The sequence below is a fragment of the Zobellia russellii genome, assembly GCF_018728565.1.
In the GTDB taxonomy this organism is placed as follows: domain Bacteria; phylum Bacteroidota; class Bacteroidia; order Flavobacteriales; family Flavobacteriaceae; genus Zobellia; species Zobellia russellii.
Window position 1 is genome coordinate 14,687 of the sequence record NZ_JACSOI010000010.1, and the last position, 21,630, is coordinate 36,316.

21 protein-coding genes are annotated in these 21,630 nt (G+C 38.5%); 13 read left to right on the forward strand and 8 right to left on the reverse strand.

Going from position 1 to position 21,630, the window contains the following annotated elements; translation table 11 throughout:
* Window positions 1–12 precede the first annotated feature (12 nt).
* The 4 genes from H9565_RS17980 to H9565_RS17995 all read left to right on the forward strand — a co-directional run bounded on the left by H9565_RS17980 (window position 13) and on the right by H9565_RS17995 (window position 2,892).
* Window positions 13–432, forward strand: a complete 420-nt coding sequence (locus H9565_RS17980) for a DUF5606 family protein (protein WP_215441766.1) — start codon at window positions 13–15, stop codon at window positions 430–432.
* A gap of 237 nt (window positions 433–669) precedes the next feature.
* On the forward strand, window positions 670–1,113 hold the full coding sequence (locus tag H9565_RS17985; protein ID WP_215441767.1) for a BLUF domain-containing protein: 444 nt from the start codon (window positions 670–672) through the stop codon (window positions 1,111–1,113).
* Between the two features lie 284 nt (window positions 1,114–1,397).
* The gene (locus H9565_RS17990) at window positions 1,398–2,486 is read left to right on the forward strand and encodes a PAS domain-containing sensor histidine kinase (RefSeq protein ID WP_215441768.1); all 1,089 of its coding nucleotides are present in this window, start codon (window positions 1,398–1,400) and stop codon (window positions 2,484–2,486) included.
* Between the two features lie 19 nt (window positions 2,487–2,505).
* Entirely contained in the window at window positions 2,506–2,892 is a 387-nt protein-coding gene (locus H9565_RS17995; RefSeq protein WP_215441769.1) for a response regulator, read from the forward strand.
* A 43-nt stretch (window positions 2,893–2,935) separates the two neighbouring features.
* Here H9565_RS17995 and H9565_RS18000 read toward each other — a convergent pair whose 3' ends face one another.
* From H9565_RS18000 to H9565_RS18020, 5 genes are all read right to left on the reverse strand, one after another.
* On the reverse strand, window positions 2,936–4,552 hold the full coding sequence (locus H9565_RS18000; RefSeq protein ID WP_215441770.1) for a family 20 glycosylhydrolase: 1,617 nt from the start codon (window positions 4,550–4,552) through the stop codon (window positions 2,936–2,938).
* A 33-nt stretch (window positions 4,553–4,585) separates the two neighbouring features.
* The gene (locus H9565_RS18005; RefSeq protein WP_215441771.1) at window positions 4,586–5,224 is read right to left on the reverse strand and encodes a GDSL-type esterase/lipase family protein; all 639 of its coding nucleotides are present in this window, start codon (window positions 5,222–5,224) and stop codon (window positions 4,586–4,588) included.
* A 6-nt stretch (window positions 5,225–5,230) separates the two neighbouring features.
* On the reverse strand, window positions 5,231–6,106 hold the full coding sequence (locus tag H9565_RS18010) for an alpha/beta hydrolase (RefSeq protein WP_215441772.1): 876 nt from the start codon (window positions 6,104–6,106) through the stop codon (window positions 5,231–5,233).
* 20 nt (window positions 6,107–6,126) lie between these two features.
* Window positions 6,127–6,852, reverse strand: coding sequence for an MIP/aquaporin family protein (locus tag H9565_RS18015; protein ID WP_215441773.1), 726 nt, complete (start codon window positions 6,850–6,852; stop codon window positions 6,127–6,129).
* A 149-nt stretch (window positions 6,853–7,001) separates the two neighbouring features.
* Window positions 7,002–7,454 carry a DUF1569 domain-containing protein gene (locus H9565_RS18020; protein ID WP_215441774.1) on the reverse strand — a complete coding sequence of 151 codons (453 nt, stop codon included), beginning with the start codon at window positions 7,452–7,454 and terminating at the stop codon, window positions 7,002–7,004.
* 197 nt (window positions 7,455–7,651) lie between these two features.
* Here H9565_RS18020 and H9565_RS18025 point away from each other — a divergent pair, with 197 nt between their 5' ends.
* The 4 genes from H9565_RS18025 to H9565_RS18040 all read left to right on the forward strand — a co-directional run bounded on the left by H9565_RS18025 (window position 7,652) and on the right by H9565_RS18040 (window position 14,008).
* Window positions 7,652–8,080, forward strand: coding sequence for a hypothetical protein (locus H9565_RS18025; RefSeq protein ID WP_215441775.1), 429 nt, complete (start codon window positions 7,652–7,654; stop codon window positions 8,078–8,080).
* 141 nt (window positions 8,081–8,221) lie between these two features.
* Window positions 8,222–9,304 carry an efflux RND transporter periplasmic adaptor subunit gene (locus tag H9565_RS18030; RefSeq protein ID WP_215441776.1) on the forward strand — a complete coding sequence of 361 codons (1,083 nt, stop codon included), beginning with the start codon at window positions 8,222–8,224 and terminating at the stop codon, window positions 9,302–9,304.
* 24 nt (window positions 9,305–9,328) lie between these two features.
* Window positions 9,329–12,577, forward strand: coding sequence for an efflux RND transporter permease subunit (locus H9565_RS18035; protein WP_215441777.1), 3,249 nt, complete (start codon window positions 9,329–9,331; stop codon window positions 12,575–12,577).
* 3 nt (window positions 12,578–12,580) lie between these two features.
* Window positions 12,581–14,008, forward strand: a complete 1,428-nt coding sequence (locus H9565_RS18040; RefSeq protein ID WP_215441778.1) for a TolC family protein — start codon at window positions 12,581–12,583, stop codon at window positions 14,006–14,008.
* A gap of 84 nt (window positions 14,009–14,092) precedes the next feature.
* Here H9565_RS18040 and H9565_RS18045 read toward each other — a convergent pair whose 3' ends face one another.
* Window positions 14,093–15,007, reverse strand: coding sequence for an SMP-30/gluconolactonase/LRE family protein (locus tag H9565_RS18045; protein ID WP_215441779.1), 915 nt, complete (start codon window positions 15,005–15,007; stop codon window positions 14,093–14,095).
* Window positions 15,007–15,849, reverse strand: coding sequence for a sugar phosphate isomerase/epimerase family protein (locus tag H9565_RS18050; protein ID WP_215441780.1), 843 nt, complete (start codon window positions 15,847–15,849; stop codon window positions 15,007–15,009). The genes H9565_RS18045 and H9565_RS18050 overlap by 1 nt, the downstream gene beginning before the upstream one ends.
* A 99-nt stretch (window positions 15,850–15,948) precedes the next feature.
* On the opposite strand from H9565_RS18050, the gene mazG reads away from it, so the two are divergent.
* The 5 genes from mazG (at window position 15,949) to H9565_RS18075 (ending at window position 20,627) form a co-directional block, all read left to right on the forward strand.
* Complete coding sequence (gene mazG / locus H9565_RS18055) at window positions 15,949–16,731, forward strand: nucleoside triphosphate pyrophosphohydrolase (protein ID WP_215441781.1); 783 nt, start codon at window positions 15,949–15,951, stop codon at window positions 16,729–16,731.
* A 70-nt stretch (window positions 16,732–16,801) separates the two neighbouring features.
* Entirely contained in the window at window positions 16,802–18,172 is a 1,371-nt protein-coding gene (locus tag H9565_RS18060; protein WP_215441782.1) for an MATE family efflux transporter, read from the forward strand.
* Window position 18,173: 1 nt separating this feature from the next.
* Entirely contained in the window at window positions 18,174–18,401 is a 228-nt protein-coding gene (locus tag H9565_RS18065) for a hypothetical protein (RefSeq protein ID WP_215441783.1), read from the forward strand.
* A gap of 5 nt (window positions 18,402–18,406) precedes the next feature.
* Window positions 18,407–18,982, forward strand: coding sequence for a phosphatase PAP2 family protein (locus H9565_RS18070; protein ID WP_215441784.1), 576 nt, complete (start codon window positions 18,407–18,409; stop codon window positions 18,980–18,982).
* Window positions 18,972–20,627: an ArnT family glycosyltransferase gene (locus H9565_RS18075; protein ID WP_215441785.1), complete on the forward strand. Its 1,656-nt coding sequence runs from the start codon at window positions 18,972–18,974 to the stop codon at window positions 20,625–20,627. Before H9565_RS18070 ends, H9565_RS18075 begins: the two co-directional genes overlap by 11 nt.
* Window positions 20,628–20,644: 17 nt before the next feature.
* Here the strand turns inward: H9565_RS18075 and H9565_RS18080 are convergent, their stop codons facing one another.
* Window positions 20,645–21,607, reverse strand: coding sequence for a glycosyltransferase family 2 protein (locus H9565_RS18080; RefSeq protein WP_215441786.1), 963 nt, complete (start codon window positions 21,605–21,607; stop codon window positions 20,645–20,647).
* Window positions 21,608–21,630: the final 23 nt, after the last annotated feature.

Below are 21,630 nucleotides of genomic sequence, written 5' to 3' on the forward strand. Positions count from 1 at the left end.
GTAAATTTTTATATGAGTTTAGATAAAATCTTATCCATTGGCGGAAAACCGGGCCTTTACAAATTGGTAACCCAGACCCGTACCGGGTTTGTAGCTGAATCACTTATTGATCAAAAACGTATTACCGTTGGTATGCGAAGTAATGTTAGTATCCTTTCTGAAATTGCAATTTATACGCTAGACGAAGAGTTGCCTTTAAGAGATGTATTCTTAAAGATACAGGTTAAGGAAAAAGGAGAGAAAACCTCGGTTCCCCATAAAGCGGAAAAAATAAAGTTGGAAGAGTATTTTTTTGAAATTTTACCCAACTATGATGAAGACAGGGTATATGCCAGCGACATTAAAAAGGTAATACAATGGTACAATATTCTTCATGAGAATGGTATTACGGATTTTTCCGCAGATAAAGAAAACGCTTCTGAAGAGGAGTAGAGTCTAGTTTTTAGAATATTATATATTAGTTAAGACCCTCCTTTTAGGAGGGTTTTGTTTTTCGTACACTGTTACTAGAATAAGCGGTGTGTCACAAAATTTATAACGTAGGATAAATCTTTCTTTTAATGAAAGAATAAATTGTAAAATATTGAATTACAGTAATTTCGATATTTTTTTCGTTATTAAATCGTTATCTTAGCTAGTAACAAGCCAACCAAACACATACCAAATTACATGTTCTGTTTAGTATATACCTCTATTGCTAATGCTGATTTTGGTCCCCAAGAAATCCAGGAAATGGTGGAAAAGGCCAAGGAATTCAATAAGCAAAATAACATTACCGGATGTTTACTTTATTTTAAGGAAAGGTTTATTCAATATATTGAAGGAGACGAAACCAAGATCAGAGAACTTTTTGAGAGAATAAAGCTTGATGACAGGCATACAGGGGTAACCTATCTGTCCGGAAACAAAATCCATAATAGAGAATTTAATGATTGGCTTATGGCTTTTGAGCACCTTAAATCAGAGAATAGTAACTTACAATACTTGAAACTATTAGTCAGTACTTTTTTTGAGAATCCAGAAAATTCTTTATCTCCAAACCCCACTAGCATAGAATTTTGGAAAGCTACAAAGCTGTTGTTAGCCACAAAATATGCTGGTAAAAACGTTTAAACTTCTTCTAAATACTTGATGATAAAGTTTGGACTAAATTAAAATTATCAAAAAGAATATTTGATGCTACCATGGGCAAAATTCCTTAGTCCTCGCTATTTTTCATTTCTTACTTAGATACTTCAATTCTTTTATCAATTCTTGATTGCGAAATTGTCTATGGTTTTTCATCGATAGATAATTACCATTCATCGTCAGCTTCTTACTACATAGCTCTTTTTATTAATGGTTTGTGTTAAAATTCTGGAAATTAGCACAGTAAGTGATTTTTAACCAAATGATAAATGATGAAAGATGTAGCCGAAATTAACAGCGAATTAAAAAGTGCTTTTTTTGAAAATGCCTATTCTCCCTTTGTAATTCTAGATAACCAAATGAATTTTGTAGACGTTAATAATGCCTCAATAGTTACATTGGGGATTAAAAGACCTGACATTATTGGGAAAAATTTGCTGGAAATATTTCCTCACTTAACAGGAACAACTCGCTACAAATCTTATAAAGAAGTATTTAAGACTGGAATTCCTGTTGGCTACGATCAACTTTCGTTTAATTTAAATAATGTAGAATATAAATGGATGGTGAGGGCTTTTAAAATTGGAGATTATCTTGGGATTTCTACTCGAGACATTTCAAGTTTAAGTAGAACAATAGATGAGTTAAAAGATACTCAGGATTCTTTAAAAAAGGTAAACGATAATCTAAAAAAGTCTAATAAGGAGTTAGAGGAGTTTTCCTATGTGGCCGCCCATGACTTAAGGGCGCCGCTTACAAACTTAAAAAGTCTTTTTGAAATGTTTATGAAAGCAGGGCCGGTCTCAGAAGACTTAAGCCCAATTGTGGATAGAATGAAGAAAGTGACTAAAGTTATGTGTGATAAAGTTAGAGCCTTAAATCATGTAATCGCTGTAAAATCCAATTTTAACGGAAATCATGAAAATGTTGTTTTTGCAGACGTTGTAGCAAAGATTAAAGCAAGCTTGTCAGAAGATATAATCAATAGTAGAGCTATTATTGAAGCTGATTTTTCGAGTTTTCCTATGATAAATTATTGTCCAGTTCAAATGGAGAGTATTTTGCAAAACCTTATGTCTAATGCTCTTAAATACAAACATCCCAATCGCAAACCCATTATTAAAATAAGGACAAAAAAGATTGATGATAAGATATTTCTCAATTTTAAAGACAATGGTCTCGGGTTTGATCAAACTGTAGCCAACAAAATATTTGGATTATTTAAACGAATGCACACTCACGTTGAAGGTCTTGGTATTGGCCTCTACATTATTCACTCTATAATAACGGAAAAAGAAGGAAGAATAGAGGTTAAAAGTCAAGTTAATAAAGGAACCGAATTTAATATTCAATTTTAATAATCAATAACCAACGAAAATGATAAAGATTCTGATTATAGAAGACGACGACGTAACAAATTTCATTTCTGAAACTAAATTAAACGATTTGGGTTTCAATGATATAACGATAGTAACTAATGGTCAAATGGGAATAGACTATTTAAAGACCAATGAATGTCCAAATATTATTTTACTGGATATAAATATGCCAATTTTAGATGGTTGGGAATTTCTGGAAATTAAACAGAATCTAGGCATTTGTCCTAATGTGCCAATAATAATTACTACCTCATCAGGAAGACCCGAAGATAGGCTTAAAGCTTCCGCTTTTGGAGATATTTTTGATTATTTAGAAAAGCCTATCAATTTTGATTTATTACACTCGCTTCTTTTAAGATTAGAAAAAGAAAACCTACAATGTTAAGATTCACCTGTATAATGTTACAGCAAAATTTTTGAAAAAACCTCTAATCTTTATCGATTGTTTTATACGTGAATTTGCTTTTTTTCCAATCTATTAAAGGAGACGGGTAGTACTTTACGTTCATCCGGTCTAAGAATGGTGCTTGATTGGCTAACCGAAGCTTGTACTTTTCCCAATTTCTGTTTTCGGGAGTTGACCAATTTAGTTCTGCATAACCAATGGCTCGGGGAAAAGCAAGGTATTCCAGTTCATCAATATTACTAATGGTTTCGGACCATAGAGGAGCTTCAATACCCAAAATGTTTTCTAAGGGAATACCTTCATAGGTTTCCGGAGACCAGACGTAAGCAGTGTCCGTTGGAATATAACCGGCCCAGTGTAATCCGTGTTTGGACAGGGTGTCATATTCCATATCCAAGTATGCTTTTTTAGCAGGAGACATGATAATTTTCATGTTCTTTTTTACGGCCAAATCTGCATTCTCTTTACTCGACCAAAATTGAGAAATCGAAGTGGAATCTATATCTGCAGTGGCAATTTCATCCCAGCCTATCATACGTTTTCCATATTTCTGAACTATTTTTTCAACCTTTTCAACAAAGTAGATGTAGTCTTTCTTCTTGGTAACATGGCTCTCGTCTCCACCAATATGAAAGTAGGGGCCGGGAGTAATAGCAGATAGCTCTCTAACCACATCATCTATAAAGGCATATGTAGTGTCTTTTCGAGTGTCAAAAGTGCTAAAACCAACTCGCATGCCCGTATATAGTTTTACTTTCTTACCATTTCCGTTTAAAAAGGGGTAAGAAACAGATGCCGCATTGGTATGCCCGGGCATATCAATTTCAGGTACTATAATCATATGGCGCTCCGCAGCGTAGTTTACGATATCCTTATATTCTTCTTGTGTGTAAAAGCCACCGGATTTGCCGCCAACTTCAGTACTACCGCCAATTTCCGTAAGTTTTGGCCAAGATTTTATTTCTATTCGCCATCCCTGATCGTCCGATAGGTGCAAGTGTAAAACGTTGTATTTGTAGTACGCCAAGAGGTCTATATACTTCTTTACATCTTCAACACTAAAAAAATGACGGGCTACATCTAACATGCTTCCGCGGTATTCAAAAACAGGGTTGTCTATAATTTTCCCGGTAGGAATATTCCATACTTCATAAGGAGCAACTGAGTCAAGTGGTGTTTCCGGAATGATTTGTCTAATTGTTTGTACTCCTCTAAAAGCACCGGCAGCCGTATTTGAGTTGAGAATAATAGAATCTTTGCTAATGTAAAGCTGATATGACTCAGGACTATTTAAATCAACACTATCAGATTGGTTTATATAGATGACACCCTCCCTGCTCGGAGTTTCTTGAACGTTCACGGAAATATCCAAAGCGGTCTTAGCATGGATTTTTTCCGATAGAAATTTTCCCACTTCAGGAAATCCATCTGCATTTTCAGAGGTATAGATAGCCGTAAATTTATCCAAGGCAAAACCGGAATTGGTAGGTATGATTTTCATTGGCAACGGAATCATGTTTTCCATGGCCAGATTGGTCTGTGGGAGGTTCAGCACACGTTTCTTTTTCTCGGGTTCACAAGAACAAAGGACAACAAATATGCAACTGATAAATAACGCGCTGATCAAGTTAGATTTCATCTTTAGTTTTTTTTGGAGTGGACTCTTTTATGCCTAGTTTACATAATCTTTTAAGACGGTATACCAAATTTCATATCCCTTAGAGTTCATGTGCAGGCCGTCAGATACAAAGATATCTTGTTTTACCTTTCTTCCATTAAGCATAGGGTTCCAAACATCTACATATTGTAGTCTATTATCAGTAAGCGTCATTTTTTCCATTTTCCGGTTGAGCCTTTTGTATTTCCTTCTCAGTTTCCATCTGGAAATACTTGGTTTGGCAGAAATGAATACAATCTGTGTTTGGGGACTTTCCGTAAAAATTATACGCTGTATTTCTGCTAGGGTATTAATAATTTCTTTGGGTCTCTTTTTGCTCTGAATATCGTTGTCACCTTCATAAATAAAGACCTTTTTAGGTTTGTATTTTAGGATAAGATCATTCGTAAATTCAAGAAGGTCTACTGCTTGTGAGCCTCCAAACCCAGAGTTAAGGACTTGGTAGTCAGGAAACCTTTCTTGTAAATCTTTCCATACGCGTATGCTTGAGCTTCCTGTAAAAACAATACTCTCCAGTGAAGGGTTGTACAATGAATCGTTCTTTTGAACAATGGTTTCTACTTCTTTTTTAAAGACGCTTTGCGCATGTAAGCTGAAACCCGTGAGCAATAGTAAGATTAGGGAAAACCTCATTTATTTTTATTTAGATGTTTTAGTAATTCCTTGTGCAACGGACCAATCATGAAAGCGTTGAATCCAATTGTCGGATGGTAGGCCTTGTTTTTTCATTCCAAAACCATGTCCTCCTTTGGCGTACATATGTAGTTCTGGTATGTAGCCGGCTTTCAACCACGAATTATAAATTTCAATACTGCCCGGAGCAAGACCTAATGGGTCATCACTAGCGCAAATTACAAGCAAATCCGGGGCGTTCTTGGGAGCGTCCTGAACGGGGTAAGCACTCGTCCATGCATAGACTGGAACTATAAAATTTGGCCGATTATCTTCTGTATAATTGTAAGCTACGCCCATGGTTACAGCTCCTCCAGCAGAAAATCCCATGAACCCTATTTTATTTGGATCCAATTGATATTTTTTTGCGTTTTGTCTAACATAGGAAATTGCAGAAAGCCCATCAGCAACAGACAAAGGTAGTACGGGAGCTACTCTTTCTGCTATTCGGACGGGGTTGTTCTTACCGTCATCACTAACTTCTTGTACCGCATCTTTACCGGTAGGAACAAGACGATATTTTAAAACGAACGCAGTTATACCTTTATCAGCGAGCCATTTGGCTACGTTACGTCCTTCACTATTAATGCTATGCGCGTACAAAGCACCGCCTGGAGCAATAATAACAGATGTACCATTGGGTTTCTCCGGTTGAAAAACTTGAAGGGTGGGCACGGAAACATTTGTAACTACCTCTGTATTCCAAATATCCGAGAAGTATTGTCTTTCTTCGTTTTCCCATTTTACGGTCTTACTTTTTTCATAGGGTATTTCTATGAACTCTTGTGCAAGACCAATTTGTACGATTAAGAAAAATGAAAATAGAAGGCTTATTTTTTTCATGAGTTTAGAATAAAGGTTGCTTAAACGGATACGGCAAGGTAAACCAGAGCTGCTAAAAACCCACCGAACAATGGACCTACAATAGGCACCCATGCATAGCCCCAATCACTACTGCCTTTACCCTTTAAGGGTAAGATAGCGTGTAATAAACGCGGACCAAAATCACGTGCCGGATTTATGGCATAACCTGTTGGGCCTCCAAGCCCAAAACCAATACCCATTACCAATAGAGCTACAGGAAGGGCATCTAAGGAACCCAAGGAAATGGCTTCCTCTCCAAACTTGCCGCCTGCAATAAAGAACACACCAAAAACTAAGGTAAAGGCTCCAATTGCTTCCGTAACAAAGTTCCAAAAGGGGCTTCTAATGGCCGGGGCGGTACAAAAGGTAGCCAGTATAGCTCCTTGGTCTTCGGTGGCATCATAATGTTTTTTGTAAGTGAGCCAAACTAGGAAATTCCCCATCATGGCACCCAAAATTTGGGAAACCATATAACCGGGTATCAACCCCCAACTAAACTTGCCTGCTGTGGCCAATGCCAAAGTTACAGCTGGGTTTAAATGGGCGTGGCTAACATCTGCACTTACATAAACACCTATAAAAACGGCAATACCCCATGCTAGTGAAATACCGGTCCACCCGGTGTCAGGGCCCTTGGTGCCTTTTAAAACGAGATTGGCAACAACACCGTTACCTATAAGAATAAGTAAAGCGGTTCCAATAAATTCATAGAGATAAACGATCATAGTTGAGTTAGTTAAATTGTTGAGTTAGTTAATTAGTGGAAAGATAATGAAAAATCAAAATTTTATCCGTGTAGTACATATAGGGGCAACCATAAGATACAGGCAGTTTTAGCCTTGCTATTTACTGTAACGAATAAAGGTAAAGCGAATCAGACATTAAATTGTTGAAGGTGATGGTCCAAATGTTTATAAAAAAGGACGTTCCATTCTTGAGAGGTGAGTTTTCCAAAAGCATGCGACTCTTTATTTTGAAAATGAGCTGCACCTAGTTGTTGTGTTTTTTCTAAATGTGCAATAAGTATCTCTTTTTCCAATTGAAAATCCCGCTCATCGGTAATATAAAATTCTGGAGCTGTACGAATATTTCTTTTATAAGGTTTAGGACCTATAACCAGATTTTTCGCAAAAAGTTTAATCATAAACTTCTTAAACCCTTTAGGTTTTGGGTATTTGTCCGTATAGGTCATGTCATAAGCCACATTACAATGAGCCAACATTTGGCCCACATTCATCTTTCCCCATAAATTAGTACTTGTTGGATTTAGTTGGTTGATACGGGAAATAATTTCGTTTACATCATTTTGGTCAAATACATTTTTCATGCTGCCTACGGTTTTTATAAAAGATGGTAATCTAAAGGACCTGACGGAAAGATATTAAAAAAAACGAACCTTTTACTTCTCTTTTGTTAGATAAATTAGGGAAGGAATAGTAATATGAAAAAAAATAAAGGGGTTAACAAATTTTTAAGAAGATACTATTTGTGCACCTTAAGGACGTACACTAGTTTTGCTCACAGATGAAAAAAAGGTATTTACAATATTTTTTATCTCTTTCAATACTCCTTTTAGGCGTTTGTGGTCAAATATCCGCAAATTCAGCTTACGGTGCTGGTACGGATGTAAGTGTAGGTCAGCAAACGGATAGGAAAAATGTTGCTAGTGAATTAAAGCAGTTCATTCCCTCGGGATTAAGTTCTTCCTCGTCTGAAAAACGACATACCAATAAGATTGAAATTACGGATGAACAAGAGGAAGAAGAGGAAAATGAACCTACGCTATCCGAAAAGCAATTAAAGGAATACAACTCCTTAAACTTACTTTCTAGATTTTACGGAACAGGCTACTTTTTTCACCTGATCAAAAATCAACTTACGTTTTACAAGCATTTTAATTACTTGTCTACGTTTAAGACACTTCACCTTATGTTCAGCGTTCTACAGCTGTGATACTTGGTTTTGTTCGGCATATATACTACGCGCCGAACTTTTTTTTAGTGCCATGCGGAAAATAAGGCACTTTAGAAAATTACCTCAATGATGTTTTAAACACATCAACATAAACCATTATCAAAACTAAAATTTTAAGTAATGAGAAGAATCTTCATGCTCATGAGCTTGTCTGTGCTATTGTTTCATTCAAGTTGTTCGTCCGAAAAAAAACATAAAGAAAAAGAGGCAAAATATCTGGTTACCAATCCTATACTAATGGATACCGTTATAACCAAAAATTATGTTTGCCAAATCCATTCCTATAGAAATATAGAACTACGAGCCTTGGAAAAAGGGTATCTAAAAACCATTTTTGTAGATGAGGGCCAACATGTAAAGAAAGGCCAACCCATGTTCAAAATTATGGACAAGGTCTATAAGTCTGAGTTACAGAGAGCTGAAGCGGAAGCCGAAGTAGCTAAAATTGAGTATAACAACACACAGTTGTTGGCGGACAGTAACGTAGTTTCTCCCAATGAATTGGCTATGAGCAAGGCCAAATACGATAAGGCTAAGGCAGAAGTTGCTATGGCGGAAACACATTTGAGCTTTACGGATATCCGCGCCCCTTTTGATGGAATAATTGATCACCTTATGGTAAGGGAAGGAAGCCTTTTGGATGAGGGCGAGTTACTCACCTCCTTATCCGATAACAGCAAAATGTGGGTCTACTTTAATGTCTCAGAAGCGGAATACCTAAACTATGCCCTTAACGGTAATTCAGATGATAAGGTAGGGGTAGAGCTGCTAATGGCCAATAATCAAAAGTTTGACCAAGAAGGAATAGTAGAGACTATAGAAGGAGAGTTCAATAATGAGACGGGAAATATTGCATTTAGGGCAACCTTTCCTAATCCTAAAGGTATTTTACGCCATGGGGAAACGGGAAATGTTCTAATGAAAATGTCCCTTAAAGATGTACTTATAATTCCTCAAAAAGCAACCTTTGAAGTGCTTGACAAAAAGTACGTTTTTGTGCTTGACGAAGACAATGTGGTTCATCAAAAAGAAGTTACCGTAGGTTCCGAGTTGCCACACTTATTTGTGGTGCAAGACGGATTGTCCAAAAACGATAAAGTACTGCTGGAAGGTATTCGGTTGGTAAAGGAAGGAAGTCACATAGAGCCAGATTTCATGGCGCCTAAGAAACAATTGGCCCTTCTTGATCTCTATGCAGAGTAATATCCAATCTTAAATACCAAAAATATGTTCAGTAAATTTATAAAACGGCCAGTTCTGGCTATTGTAATTTCGGTAATTATTGTTTTTGTGGGACTCTTGTCCATTAAGCAATTACCTATATCACAGTTTCCACAAATTGCCCCTACAACGGTAAATATTTTTATAGCATACCCAGGAGCAAGTGCGGATGTATTGGTGAAATCTACCCTAATACCTATTGAAACGGCAATCAATGGCGTGCAAGACATGCGTTATATTGCGTCTGATGCCACCAGTGCCGGAGAAGGTACTTTACGTATCATTTTTGAGCCTGGTACCGACCCGAACGAAGCGGTTGTTAGGGTAAAGAGCCGTGTAGATCAAGTAATGCCTTTGTTACCGCCATTGGTGCAAAGAGAGGGGGTTATTATTACCCCGGTACAACCAAGTATGTTAATGTACGTGAATCTTTTTAGTAGCTCTAAAAAGAACGATGAAAAGTTCCTGTACAATTATGCGTATACCAAAATAGTTCCGGAGCTTCAACGTATAAAAGGCGTTGCCAGTGCAAAGATATTGGGTAGTAGAAAGTATGCCATGCGGGTTTGGTTAAAACCTGACCGTATGCGGGCGTACAATATTTCCGCAGAAGATGTCCTCGAGGCTATGGATGAGCAAAGTGTTATTGCTCGGCCCGGTCGTTTAGGGCGTAGTTCGGGTAAAAAATCCCAAGCGTTGGAATATGTGCTCACTTATGAGGGTAGGTATAATGAGGCAGACCAGTACAAGGATATTATTATAAAGGCGAATGAAGATGGTGAAATACTTACTTTAAAAGATATTGCGGATGTAGAATTAGGGAGTGAATTTTTTGATATTTACTCTAATTTGGACGGGAAACCCTCGGCATCGGTAGTACTCAAGCAAACTTTTGGAAGTAATGCCAGTGATGTAATAGATTCCGTAAAGGATAAATTAAAAGAGCTAAAGGAAAACTTGCCGCCGGGCATAGACTATCAAATAAGTTATGATGTTTCTAACTTTTTGGATGCCTCAATAGAGCAAGTTGTGCATACCTTACGTGATGCTTTTATCTTAGTGGCCATTGTTGTGTTTCTTTTCTTGGGCGATTGGCGTTCCACTCTTATTCCTATCATTGCGGTGCCCGTTTCTTTGATCGGGGCATTCTTTATCATGCAGCTTTTTGGACTGTCAATTAACTTAATAACTCTCTTTGCCTTGGTATTGGCAATTGGTATCGTGGTAGATGATGCCATTGTTGTGGTAGAGGCCGTTCATGCAAAGATGGAAGAAGAGCACCTAAACCAGTATCAAGCGGTTAAACAGGTGATAGGTGAAATTGGAGGAGCTATTATTGCCATTACCATGGTTATGGTATCCGTATTCGTTCCTATTTCTTTTATGACAGGGCCTGTTGGGGTATTTTACCGCCAATTTAGTATTACCATGGCCGGTTCCATTATTATATCCGCCATTGTTGCGCTTACACTTACTCCGGTGTTGTGTGCCATGATATTGAAGAACAATCACGGAGTGCCAAGAAAAAAATCACTTGTTGATAGGTTTATAGATTGGTTCAATAGAGGGTTTGAAAAACTCACGGGCAGATATGTAAACGTACTTAAATATATAGTGAATAGGCGAGTGGTTACTTTTGGAATTCTGATCGCTTTTTGTGCTGGTATATTTTTCACGAACGAAACCTTACCCGCAGGTTTTATACCAAACGAAGATCAGGGTACTATTTATGCAATTATTCAAACGCCACCAGGGGCCACATTGGAGCGGACTAATGATGTAGCTCATAAGCTTCAGGCAATGTGCGAAGAAATGGATGCTGTAGAGTCCGTATCATCATTGGCCGGTTACGAAATTATGACCGAAGGTCGTGGTTCCAATGCGGGTACCTGTCTTATCAACCTAAAACCATGGTCGGAAAGGCATGAATCGGTACATGAAGTAATGGAAGAACTTGAGGAAGAAAGTAAAAACCTCGGGGCCGTTATTGAGTTTTTTGAACCGCCCGCAGTACCAGGTTTTGGTTCTTCTGGTGGATTTTCTATGCGTCTTTTGGATAAAACGGATAATACAGATTATCATGAGTTTGAAAGAATAAACAATGAATTTATGGATGCCCTAAGCAAAAGGGAAGAACTTACCGGGCTCTTTACTTTTTTTGCGGCCAATTACCCTCAGTATGAACTTGTGGTAGATAATAAGGCGGCAATGCAAAAAGGGGTGTCTATTGGTAAAGCCATGGAAAACCTGAATATTCTAATAGGTAGTACCTATGAACAGGGTTTCATAAAGTACGGACGTTTCTTTAAAGTGTATACACAGGCCGCTCCGGAATATAGGCGTATGCCATCTGATCTTGAACAGCTTTTTGTAAAGAACGAACAAGGGGAGATGGTACCTTATTCGTCATTTATGAAACTTGAAAAACGTTTAGGTCCAAATGAAATTACGCGTTATAATCTATATAATTCCGCAGCTATAAGGGGTCTGCCGGCTCCAGGCTATACCAGTGGAGATGCAATTAAGGCCATTCGTGAGGTAGCGGAAGAGAGTTTGCCCAATGGCTTTGATATTGCTTGGGAAGGCCTTTCCTATGACGAAGCGGGCAGAGGTAACGGCTCAATTTACATATTTCTAGTTGTACTGATTTTCGTTTACTTGGTATTAGCGGCTCAATATGAGAGTTTCCTATTGCCATTGGCGGTTATTCTATCCCTTCCTGTTGGTATTTTCGGGTCTTTTCTACTCCTGAAAGCTATGGGATTGGCAAATGATGTGTACGCTCAAATTGGTTTGATCATGTTAGTTGGTCTTTTGGGTAAAAATGCGGTATTGATCGTAGAGTTCGCAGTTCAGAAAAGACGTGAAGGCGCTACAATACTTGATGCGGCCATTGAAGGTGCAAAAATGCGTTTCAGGCCTATCTTAATGACTTCTTTTGCCTTTGTAGCCGGGTTGATCCCACTAGTTATAGCAACTGGTGCCGGTGCCATTGGTAACCGTACCATAGGTGGTTCGGCTATGGGTGGTATGCTATTGGGTACACTTCTAGGGGTTCTTGTAATTCCCGGGTTGTATTTTGTTTTCGCAAAAATGGCAGACGGTCGTTCATTGATAAAAGATGAAAACAGCGAGCCTTTTACAGAAGGGCTGATCAGAACATCGGAAGAGGAAAATGTTACTCAAGAGCAAGTAAGCCAGCTGCGTAGAATGCTCAAGAAAATCCTATCGCGAAAGAAAAATCCAAAAAATTAAAAGATGATAAAACATATTAAGACCCTGGTCTCCATTTGTGCGGTACTGCTAGTGCATTCTTGTGTGCCAACTAAAACGGTACGTGAAGCTGATGCCTCCGTTCCCGAGCAGTATTCGGGGGAGATGAATGATACGGTAAATACGGCCACGGTAAAGTGGAGAGATTATTTTAAGGATGAAAATTTGACGTCCCTCATTGATGTTGCATTGCAGAACAACCAGGAGCTCAACATTGTGTTACAGGAAATAGCAGTAGCACAAAGCGAGGTGAAGGAGAAGAAAGGGGAATACCTTCCTTTTGTTGACCTGAAAGCTGGTGGCGGACTCGAAAAAGTGGGTCGGTATACGAGTCAGGGTGCAAGCGATGCGAATAATGATATTAGGCCTGGAGAGGAATTTCCGGAGCCTTTGGGCGATTTCTTACTTGAAGCGCGAGCTGATTGGGAGATAGATGTGTGGCATAAACTTAGAAATGCAAAAAAAGCCGCGGTCATGCGGTACCTCTCTTCGGTGGAAGGCAAGAACTTTATGGTAACCAATCTCATTTCCGAAATAGCTAATGCCTATTATGAATTATTGGCCTTGGACAATCAAATGGCTATCGTAAAGCAGAATATTGGTATTCAGAGCAATGCTTTGGAAATTGTGAAACTTCAAAAGGCCGCCGCTAAAGTAAATGAGTTGGCCGTTAAGAAGTTTGAGGCCGAAGTTTTGCATACCAAGAGCCTTCAGTTTGAGATTCAACAGGAAATTGTTCAGAAGGAAAACGAAATCAATTTTCTTTTAGGCCGATACCCACAACCTATAGCAAGGAATTACAGCGGGTTTGAAACCTTGGTTCCGGAAACGGTTCAGCTTGGGTTGCCTTCTCAGCTGTTGGCCAATCGTCCTGATATAAAACAGGCAGAACTGGATCTAATGGCTGCCAAACTAGATGTAAAAGTGGCCAAGGCCAGATTTTATCCTTCTTTGGGCATATCTGCGGGAATAGGTTTTCAATCCTTTAAAACGGAGTATTTATTGGAAAGCCCTGAATCTTTGATTTACTCTGTATTTGGTGAATTAACTGCGCCTCTCATTAATAGAAATGCAATAAAGGCAGCATATACTGGTGCCAATGCAAAACAGTTGCAAGCGGTCTACAATTATGAACAGACCATTTTAAATGCTTATGTTGAGGTAGTAAATCAATTAGCGAAAATAGATAATCTGGAAAAGAGCTATGATTTAAGGTCAAAAGAGGTTGATGCTCTAACCGCATCTATAGATATCTCAAACCGACTTTTTAGATCTGCTAGAGCGGATTATATGGAAGTACTTATGACCCAGCGTGACGCGTTGGAAGCAAGGGTAGAGCTTATTGAAACCAAAGAAAAACAGATGAGTGCCGTGGTAAATGTATACCGTGCTCTTGGTGGCGGGTGGAATTAGCGTTTAAAATCCCCTACTTATTTTTACCTGTAAAAGCCATTTCACACTAGTGTGAAATGGCTTTTTTTTATAATATACCTGGGACTATCGTACGCCGTTTACGTTCATTTCTAAGGTATAGGCAGAGTCCATTGCGGTAATGAACAGTGTTTTTTGTTCGGGACCTCCAAAAGTTACATTGGCCGTCCAGCTCTCCGGAACATCAATATGTTCTATTTGTTCGCCTTTTGAGTTGAACACGGTAACTCCGTCTCCGGTAAGATAAACGTTTCCTTGGTTGTCCAAGGTCATGCCATCGGAGCCCATATCGGTAAACAACTTTTTGTTGGTTAGGTTTCCGTTCGCTTCAATGGTATAAGAGTAGGTTTTTTTGGCTCCGTTGTCGGAAACATATAAAGTTTTGCCATCCGGCGAACCTATAATTCCGTTGGGTTGTTCAAAATTATCATCGGCTACAATGCGCGGAACGGAATTCCCTTTTGGTAAATAATATACACGCCGGGCAGATTGTTCCGGCTCGGTGTGTTTCCACCAAGATCTTTTATAAAATGGATCGGTAAAGTAAATACCCCCATTTAAATCTACCCAAAGGTCATTAGGGCCGTTCAGCTTTTTTTCTTCGTAATCATCAATTAGAACGGTCACTTTTTTATCCGGGGCTATACTCCAGAGTTCGTTCTTTTCATCGGCTGCAGCCAAAAGATTGCCATCATGGTCAAAATAGAGTCCGTTGGCACGCCCTGAGGGTTTCATGTAGTCGGAAACGGTATTAGTTGCGGCATCCCATTTCACGATACGGTCATTGGGCTGGTCCGTAAAATAGATGTCACCATTTTTATCAACGGCCGGGCCTTCCGTAAATTTATATTCATCGGAAACCAAAGTTAATTTAGCATCTTTAGCTATGATGTTTTTGGATAAATTTTGCTGCCCCTTACAGGAGGATAGTGCCAGTATAGCGGCCACTGAAAACAGTAAGGGTATAGATATATTTTTCATTAGTAAAGTGTTTTTAGAAAGTTCATGTTGTGCTTCATACTTTTCATAGGAGTGCTGGCATATTCTTCTTGCTCTATAAAAATATGTTCAACACCGGAGTTTGATTTGTGTTCCATCATAGTGGCAATATCAAGACCGCCTTTACCAAATTCCGTACTTACCTTTTCGTGCATGTTCATATCCTTTAAATGCCATAACGGAAACCGTTTAGGGTACTTTTTAAAATAGTGCAATGGGTCTTTTTGAGCAACAATAACCCATCCTAAGTCCAGCTCCATATGAACAAGGTCCGGATCAGTGTTGTCCATGAGAACATCATAGAGTACTTCGCCTTTATGGGATTCAAATTCGTACTCGTGGTTGTGGTACCCAAATTTTAGACCTAGTTTTTTACAGGCTTTTCCAGCTTGGTTGAATGCGTCGGCCACTTTTTTGTAATTATCAATATTTTGCCCTTTGCTAGGTAGGGAAGAACAAATAACATACTCTTGACCTGATTCCACAGCTTGCCGTATGGTATCGTCAAAATTTTTGTCCAAAGCAACGTGTCCACTACAGAGTTTCATGCCCAAGCTATTACAGGTGTTTTTCATTTCCTTTGGAGATAGCCCGTAATAGAGCCCCTCTTTGCTTCTTGCCGATTCTATTTTTTTAATACCGATAGCCGCAATTTGTTCCAAGGTTCCCTTGGCATCTTTGGCCATTTCATCACGAAAAGTATAAAGCTGTACGCCATACGCTTCATCAGGTATTTTGGAAAAGCCCATTGTTGGTATTATCAAGCTTCCGGCAGTGGCCAATCCGGACTGCTTTAAAAATTTTCTTCGGTTTATATTGGTCATAATCGGGTAGGGATAAATCTTAGTAAAGACTTCTAAAATACTCTAAATTTTCGACACGTTAAAGGGAGGGTCTTTGTACTTTTACGCAAATTTTCAGCCATGAATACAAGACAGCAGAAATTGGAGGCGTTTGATCGTTTATTGACCATAATGGATGAACTACGTGAGCGGTGTCCGTGGGATAAGAAACAGACCATGCAAACCTTACGTCATTTAACTATTGAAGAGACCTATGAACTTGGCGATGCTATTCTTGAAGATGATTTGGAAGAGGTTAAAAAAGAACTTGGCGATGTATTATTGCACATTGTTTTTTATTCAAAAATTGGAAGTGAGACCAATGACTTTGATATAGCCGATGTTTGTAACGAAATATGCGAAAAGCTCATTAACAGGCACCCCCATATTTATGGTGATGTAAAGGTTACCAATGAGGAAGATGTAAAACGGAACTGGGAAAGCATAAAACTTAAAGAGGGAAAGGGCAAAAAGAGTGTCTTGGAAGGCGTGCCCAAAGGTTTGCCGGCCTTGGTTAAAGCAAGTCGTATTCAAGAAAAAGTGGCAGGTGTTGGTTTTGACTGGGAAAAGCCGGAACAGGTTTGGGAGAAAGTACAGGAAGAACTTGCCGAGTTACGGGAAGAGGTAAAATTAAAGAACCAAGATAAGATGGAAGCCGAGTTTGGCGATGTCATGTTCGCCATGGTAAATTACGCACGGTTTTTAAAGATAAGCCCGGAAAATGCATTGGAACGGACTAATAAAAAATTTATAGGTCGCTTTCAATATCTGGAATCCAAAGCTAAGGAAATGGGAAAGGAATTAAAAGAAATGACCTTAGCGGAAATGGATGTTTTTTGGGACGAAGCCAAGCTATCCGAATAAACTTTCCAATAACAAAGTCACTTAATTAGGTAAGATAAATTAAATCCTTACCTATAAAATACATTCAGTTTTGTTTCAGCAATACACTAAAGAATTCAAATATAACATTCAGCTCTCAGTACCTGTGATATTAGGGATGTTGGGGCATACATTCGTTCAGTTGGCCGATAATATTATGGTAGGTCAACTAGGAACTGCAGAGTTAGCGGCAGTTTCATTGGGCAACAGTTTTGTTTTTATAGCCATGTCATTGGGTATAGGATTTTCAACCGCAATAACACCTTTGGTTGCCGAGGCGGATGGTGCCGGGAACAAGTCCGATGCCAAAAGTGCCCTAAAACATGGTCTGGTGTTGTGCACCGTTTTAAGTTTGATGCTGTTTGGGGTCATATTACTGGCCAAACCATTAATGTATTCTATGCGGCAATCGGAAGAGGTGGTTGCCTTGGCTTTACCCTATCTGGATTTAGTAGCTTTTTCCTTGGTTCCGTTGGTTGTATTTCAGGCGTTCAAACAGTTTTCAGAAGGATTGTCGCAAACTAAATACCCCATGTACGCTACAATCATGGCCAATGTGGTAAATATTGTAATTAATTATTTACTGATTTTCGGCTCCTTTGGTTTTCCTAAAATGGGCATTGTAGGAGCGGCAATAGGTACTTTGGTTTCCCGCTTTTTAATGGTGGCCTATATTTGGTATTTGTTAAAAAGTAAAAAGAAATTCCATGATTACGTAACCGGATTCGATTTTAAGAATATTGAAAGAAAAGTAATCAAAAAAATTATCGATTTAGGTTTTCCATCGGCATTGCAAATGTTTTTTGAAGTAGCTATTTTCACTGCGGCAATATGGCTTAGTGGTGTGTTGGGTAAGAATGCACAAGCGGCCAACCAAATTGCTTTAAACTTAAGCAGTATGACCTTTATGTTCGGAATGGGGCTAGGTATTGCCGCTATGATCAGAGTGGGAAATCAGAAGGGTCTGCGCAATTTTGTGGAATTGAGGCGTATTGGTCAGTCTATATTTTTTCTAACCTTATTATTGGAGATTGTATTTGCTGCGCTATTTCTGTTAGGTAGGCACTGGTTCCCTACCTTGTATCTGGATTTGGATGATGCCTTAAACGTGGCGGATAATACAGAGGTTATTGTTTTGGCCGCTGAACTATTACTGGTGGCGGCGTTCTTTCAAATATCCGACGGGGTACAAGTGGTAGTTCTAGGAGCGTTACGTGGTCTTCAGGACGTTAAAATACCAACGCTCATAACTTTTATAGCCTATTGGGCGATAGGTTTTCCGGTAAGCTACTTTTTAGGTTTACATACAGATTTAGGAAGTACCGGTATATGGATAGGTTTGTTGACCGGATTGAGCGCATCGGCGGTTATGTTGTATATTCGCTTTAATTATTTGACTAAAAAGTTAATAGTAAATTCATAAGATGGAATTCCCAAAGTTTTTGTTAGGTGATAATACAGATTATCCTACTGCTATATTTGTTGTACATACTGAGTACCCTAGGTTTATTATCAACCTGGAAAATGATGAGGTAGAATGGTTAGAGGATTTTTCAACTGAAGATGAAAAGGAGTTGGAGTCCGAAGCACAAAGCCTTATAGAACAGGCGGGTGAATTTTATGACCGTGAGGTATCTAGATACGAAGAGTAGCTATCATGTGGCAAGAACTTATTCAGCAAGATAAAGAGCTTTTCCTTTTTTTAAATAATTTGGGAACTTCATCCTGGGATGCTTTTTGGTTGTTTATCTCTAATAAATTTAGTGCTATTCCCTTATATGCGGCCCTATTGTTCTTGGCGTATAAAACATACGGACTTAAAAAAACCTTGGTGCTTTTGGTTGCCGTTGTCCTGTTGATAGTAGTAACGGACCAGTTGGGCAATTTCTTTAAATACGGTGTGATGCGTTTACGACCTTGTCATGACCCTGGTTTGGACGGATTGGTAAGATTGGTAAAGTCATCCTGTGGAGGTAAATTTGGTTACTTTTCTGCGCACGCGGCAAATAGTTTTGCGGTAGCTTTTTTCTTTACGTTACTACTAAAACATAAGTATGCTTTTATTGGATACGTTCTTATATTTTGGGCCATTTTGGTAGCTTATAGCAGAATCTACTTGGGTGTTCATTTTCCATTGGATGTGCTTACGGGCGCCTTTATAGGATTGTTTTTTAGCTGGTTGTTTTCAAAGTTATATATATTTGCAATCGAGAAATACTTGAATGATATCTAACTTCAGATACATATTTTTATTGGTGCTGATTGTTCTGGTTTATATAGCCGGTATGTTCGTTACCCTTTTTGAGAACGATTCTGCCCAATTTGCCGTAATGGCAATGCGAATGGTTCAAGAGAACGATTTTATAAATCTCATAAAAGGCGGCACGGAGTATCTGGATAAACCTCATTTGCATTTTTGGTTAGCGGCTATATCTTTTAAAATATTCGGGTTGTTTGAATGGGCCTACAGAATACCTGCAATACTGGTAACTTTGGTTGGGGCGTATAGTTGTTTTGGCTTAGGAAAGCTTCTTTACAATACGAACACGGGTAAGTTGGCAGCGTTGATATATATGACCGCACAAACTATTGTGCTGTCCGTCATAGATGTGCGTACAGATGCGGTTCTTACCGCTTTTACCATCCTATCCATTTGGCAATTTGCGACCTATATTGAAAAGCGAACGTTAGTTTCTATACTTATTGGAGGATTGGCAGCTGGTATGGCATTTTCGGCAAAAGGTCAGATTGCACTTTTTGTAATTGGGGTATCCATTATTTGCCATTTAGCTTACACCCGTAAATTGGAAAGCATTCTTAGTTGGAAAGTTCTGGTAGGGTTGGTGTGTTTTGGAGTTGCTACGGTACCTATGTTGTATGCGTACTACCATCAGTTTGATATGCATCCTGAAAAGGTGATTAGAGGAGCGGCCAATCGTAGTGGTATTCTTTTCATTTTTTGGGAGCAAAGCTTAGAACGTACCGGCGGAACTATGGGAAAGGCTTCTAAGGATTATTTTTTCTTTTTCCATACGTTTTTGTGGGTTTTTATTCCTTGGACCATTCCGGCAATCTTTGCTATTGGCGCCCGGTTTAAAACCTTGTATAAATTAAAATTTAGATATAATAGCAAGGTTGAGTTTTTAACATTGGGTACTATTACCATCTTTTTTGCGGTAGCGAGTCTATCCCAATTTAAATTACCTCATTACCTGAATATAACCATTCCACTATTCGCAGTGCTTACGGCATCTTATATAAATGATTTGATCAGGTATGATCAAAAGAAGATTTTGAGAATCCTTTTAGGCTCACAATACTTTGTATTAAGTATAGTCTTTACCGCCGTTCTATTTATATGTTTTTACGTATTTAAATTTGAAAGTCTTTTGGCATCAGTTCTTTTGACCCTTTTGCTAATGGTCATCATTTATTTCTGCTTAAAAAGAGAAGCACGCTTTCTACGGATTATAACCTTGTCGGTTTATAGTTCTTTGCTTTTAAACTCAGTGCTGAACCTACATTTTTATCCAGAGTTGCTAAAGTTTCAGGCAGGTTCTAGTATGGCCGAGGTTGTTTCGGAGGAAAATATTCCTGTAGACCAAATTTATAAAGTATCCAATTTTCACACGTGGTCGTTGGATTTTTATAACCAATATCCGGTGCAGTACGCTTCCGTTAAAACTCTTGAGAACAAAAAAGATATTTGGCTTTACGTAAACGATACTGATTTACGGAGCATTCAAGATGCCGGATTTGATTGGGACCAGCAGTTTACGGAGAATGATTTTAGAATCTCTAGGTTGTCCAAAAATTTTTTAAATCCTTCTACTAGAAAGCGAACTTTAAAAAAGATGCATCTGGTGCATATTCATTAGACTTTCTATCTTAAAGATTAGGGCTGAACTTGGTCTGCTATGGTAACATCCTTTACTCTGTATGGTCTTTTCTTCTGTGACTCGTAATAGGTACGTATTAATAGTTCCATGACGATACCTATTGTAAAAAGTTGAATACCTGCGAGAATGAACATCATACCAAAAGTCAATAATGGACGTGAACCAATGTCTTCTCCCATTCCAAATTTTACTACCAGAAGATAAATGTTTGTAATAATTCCAATTAAAATTAGAACAACACCAAAGATTCCAAAGAAGTGAATTGGCCTCTGAAAGTACTTTCTTATAAATAAAAGCAGCATAATGTCCGCAACCACCTTAAAGATGCGTTCTAAGCCATATTTAGAGCTACCGGCATGCCTGGCATGATGTTTTACCGGAACCTGTTTGATACGGGCTCCTTCAAAATGGGCGAGTAGGGTAATGAACCTGTGCATTTCGCCATACAGATTAAGGTCTTTTGCAATATCCTTGGTAAAAACTTTTAAAGCGCAACCATTATCCTTAATATCCAATTTGGCCGTACGACGTATTAATGCATTGGCAATTTTTGATGGAATTTTCTTAACGAAGGAGTCTTTTCTTTGGGCACGAATACCTGTAACTACATCATAATCGCCATTAACTACATATTCTAGCATAGAGGGAATATCGCTAGGGTCATTCTGCATATCGCCGTCCATAGTAATGATATACTCTCCCTGAGCATAATCAATACCGGCCGCCAATGCTAAACTTTGACCGTAATTTCTTTTAAGACTAATAAGATGAACTTTATCATCCTTCATCTCCTTTATAACCTTACGAGTACCGTCAAAAGAAAAATCGTCTATATAAACAATTTGATAATTGTATCCGGCTAAGCTTTCGTGAATTTTTTTTGTGAGCAGAACAACATTTTCCGACTCGTTAAAAACAGGAATGACAATTGATAAGAGAGATGTGGTAACTAAATCCATTAGGCTATAAGAAATTAAGCTCA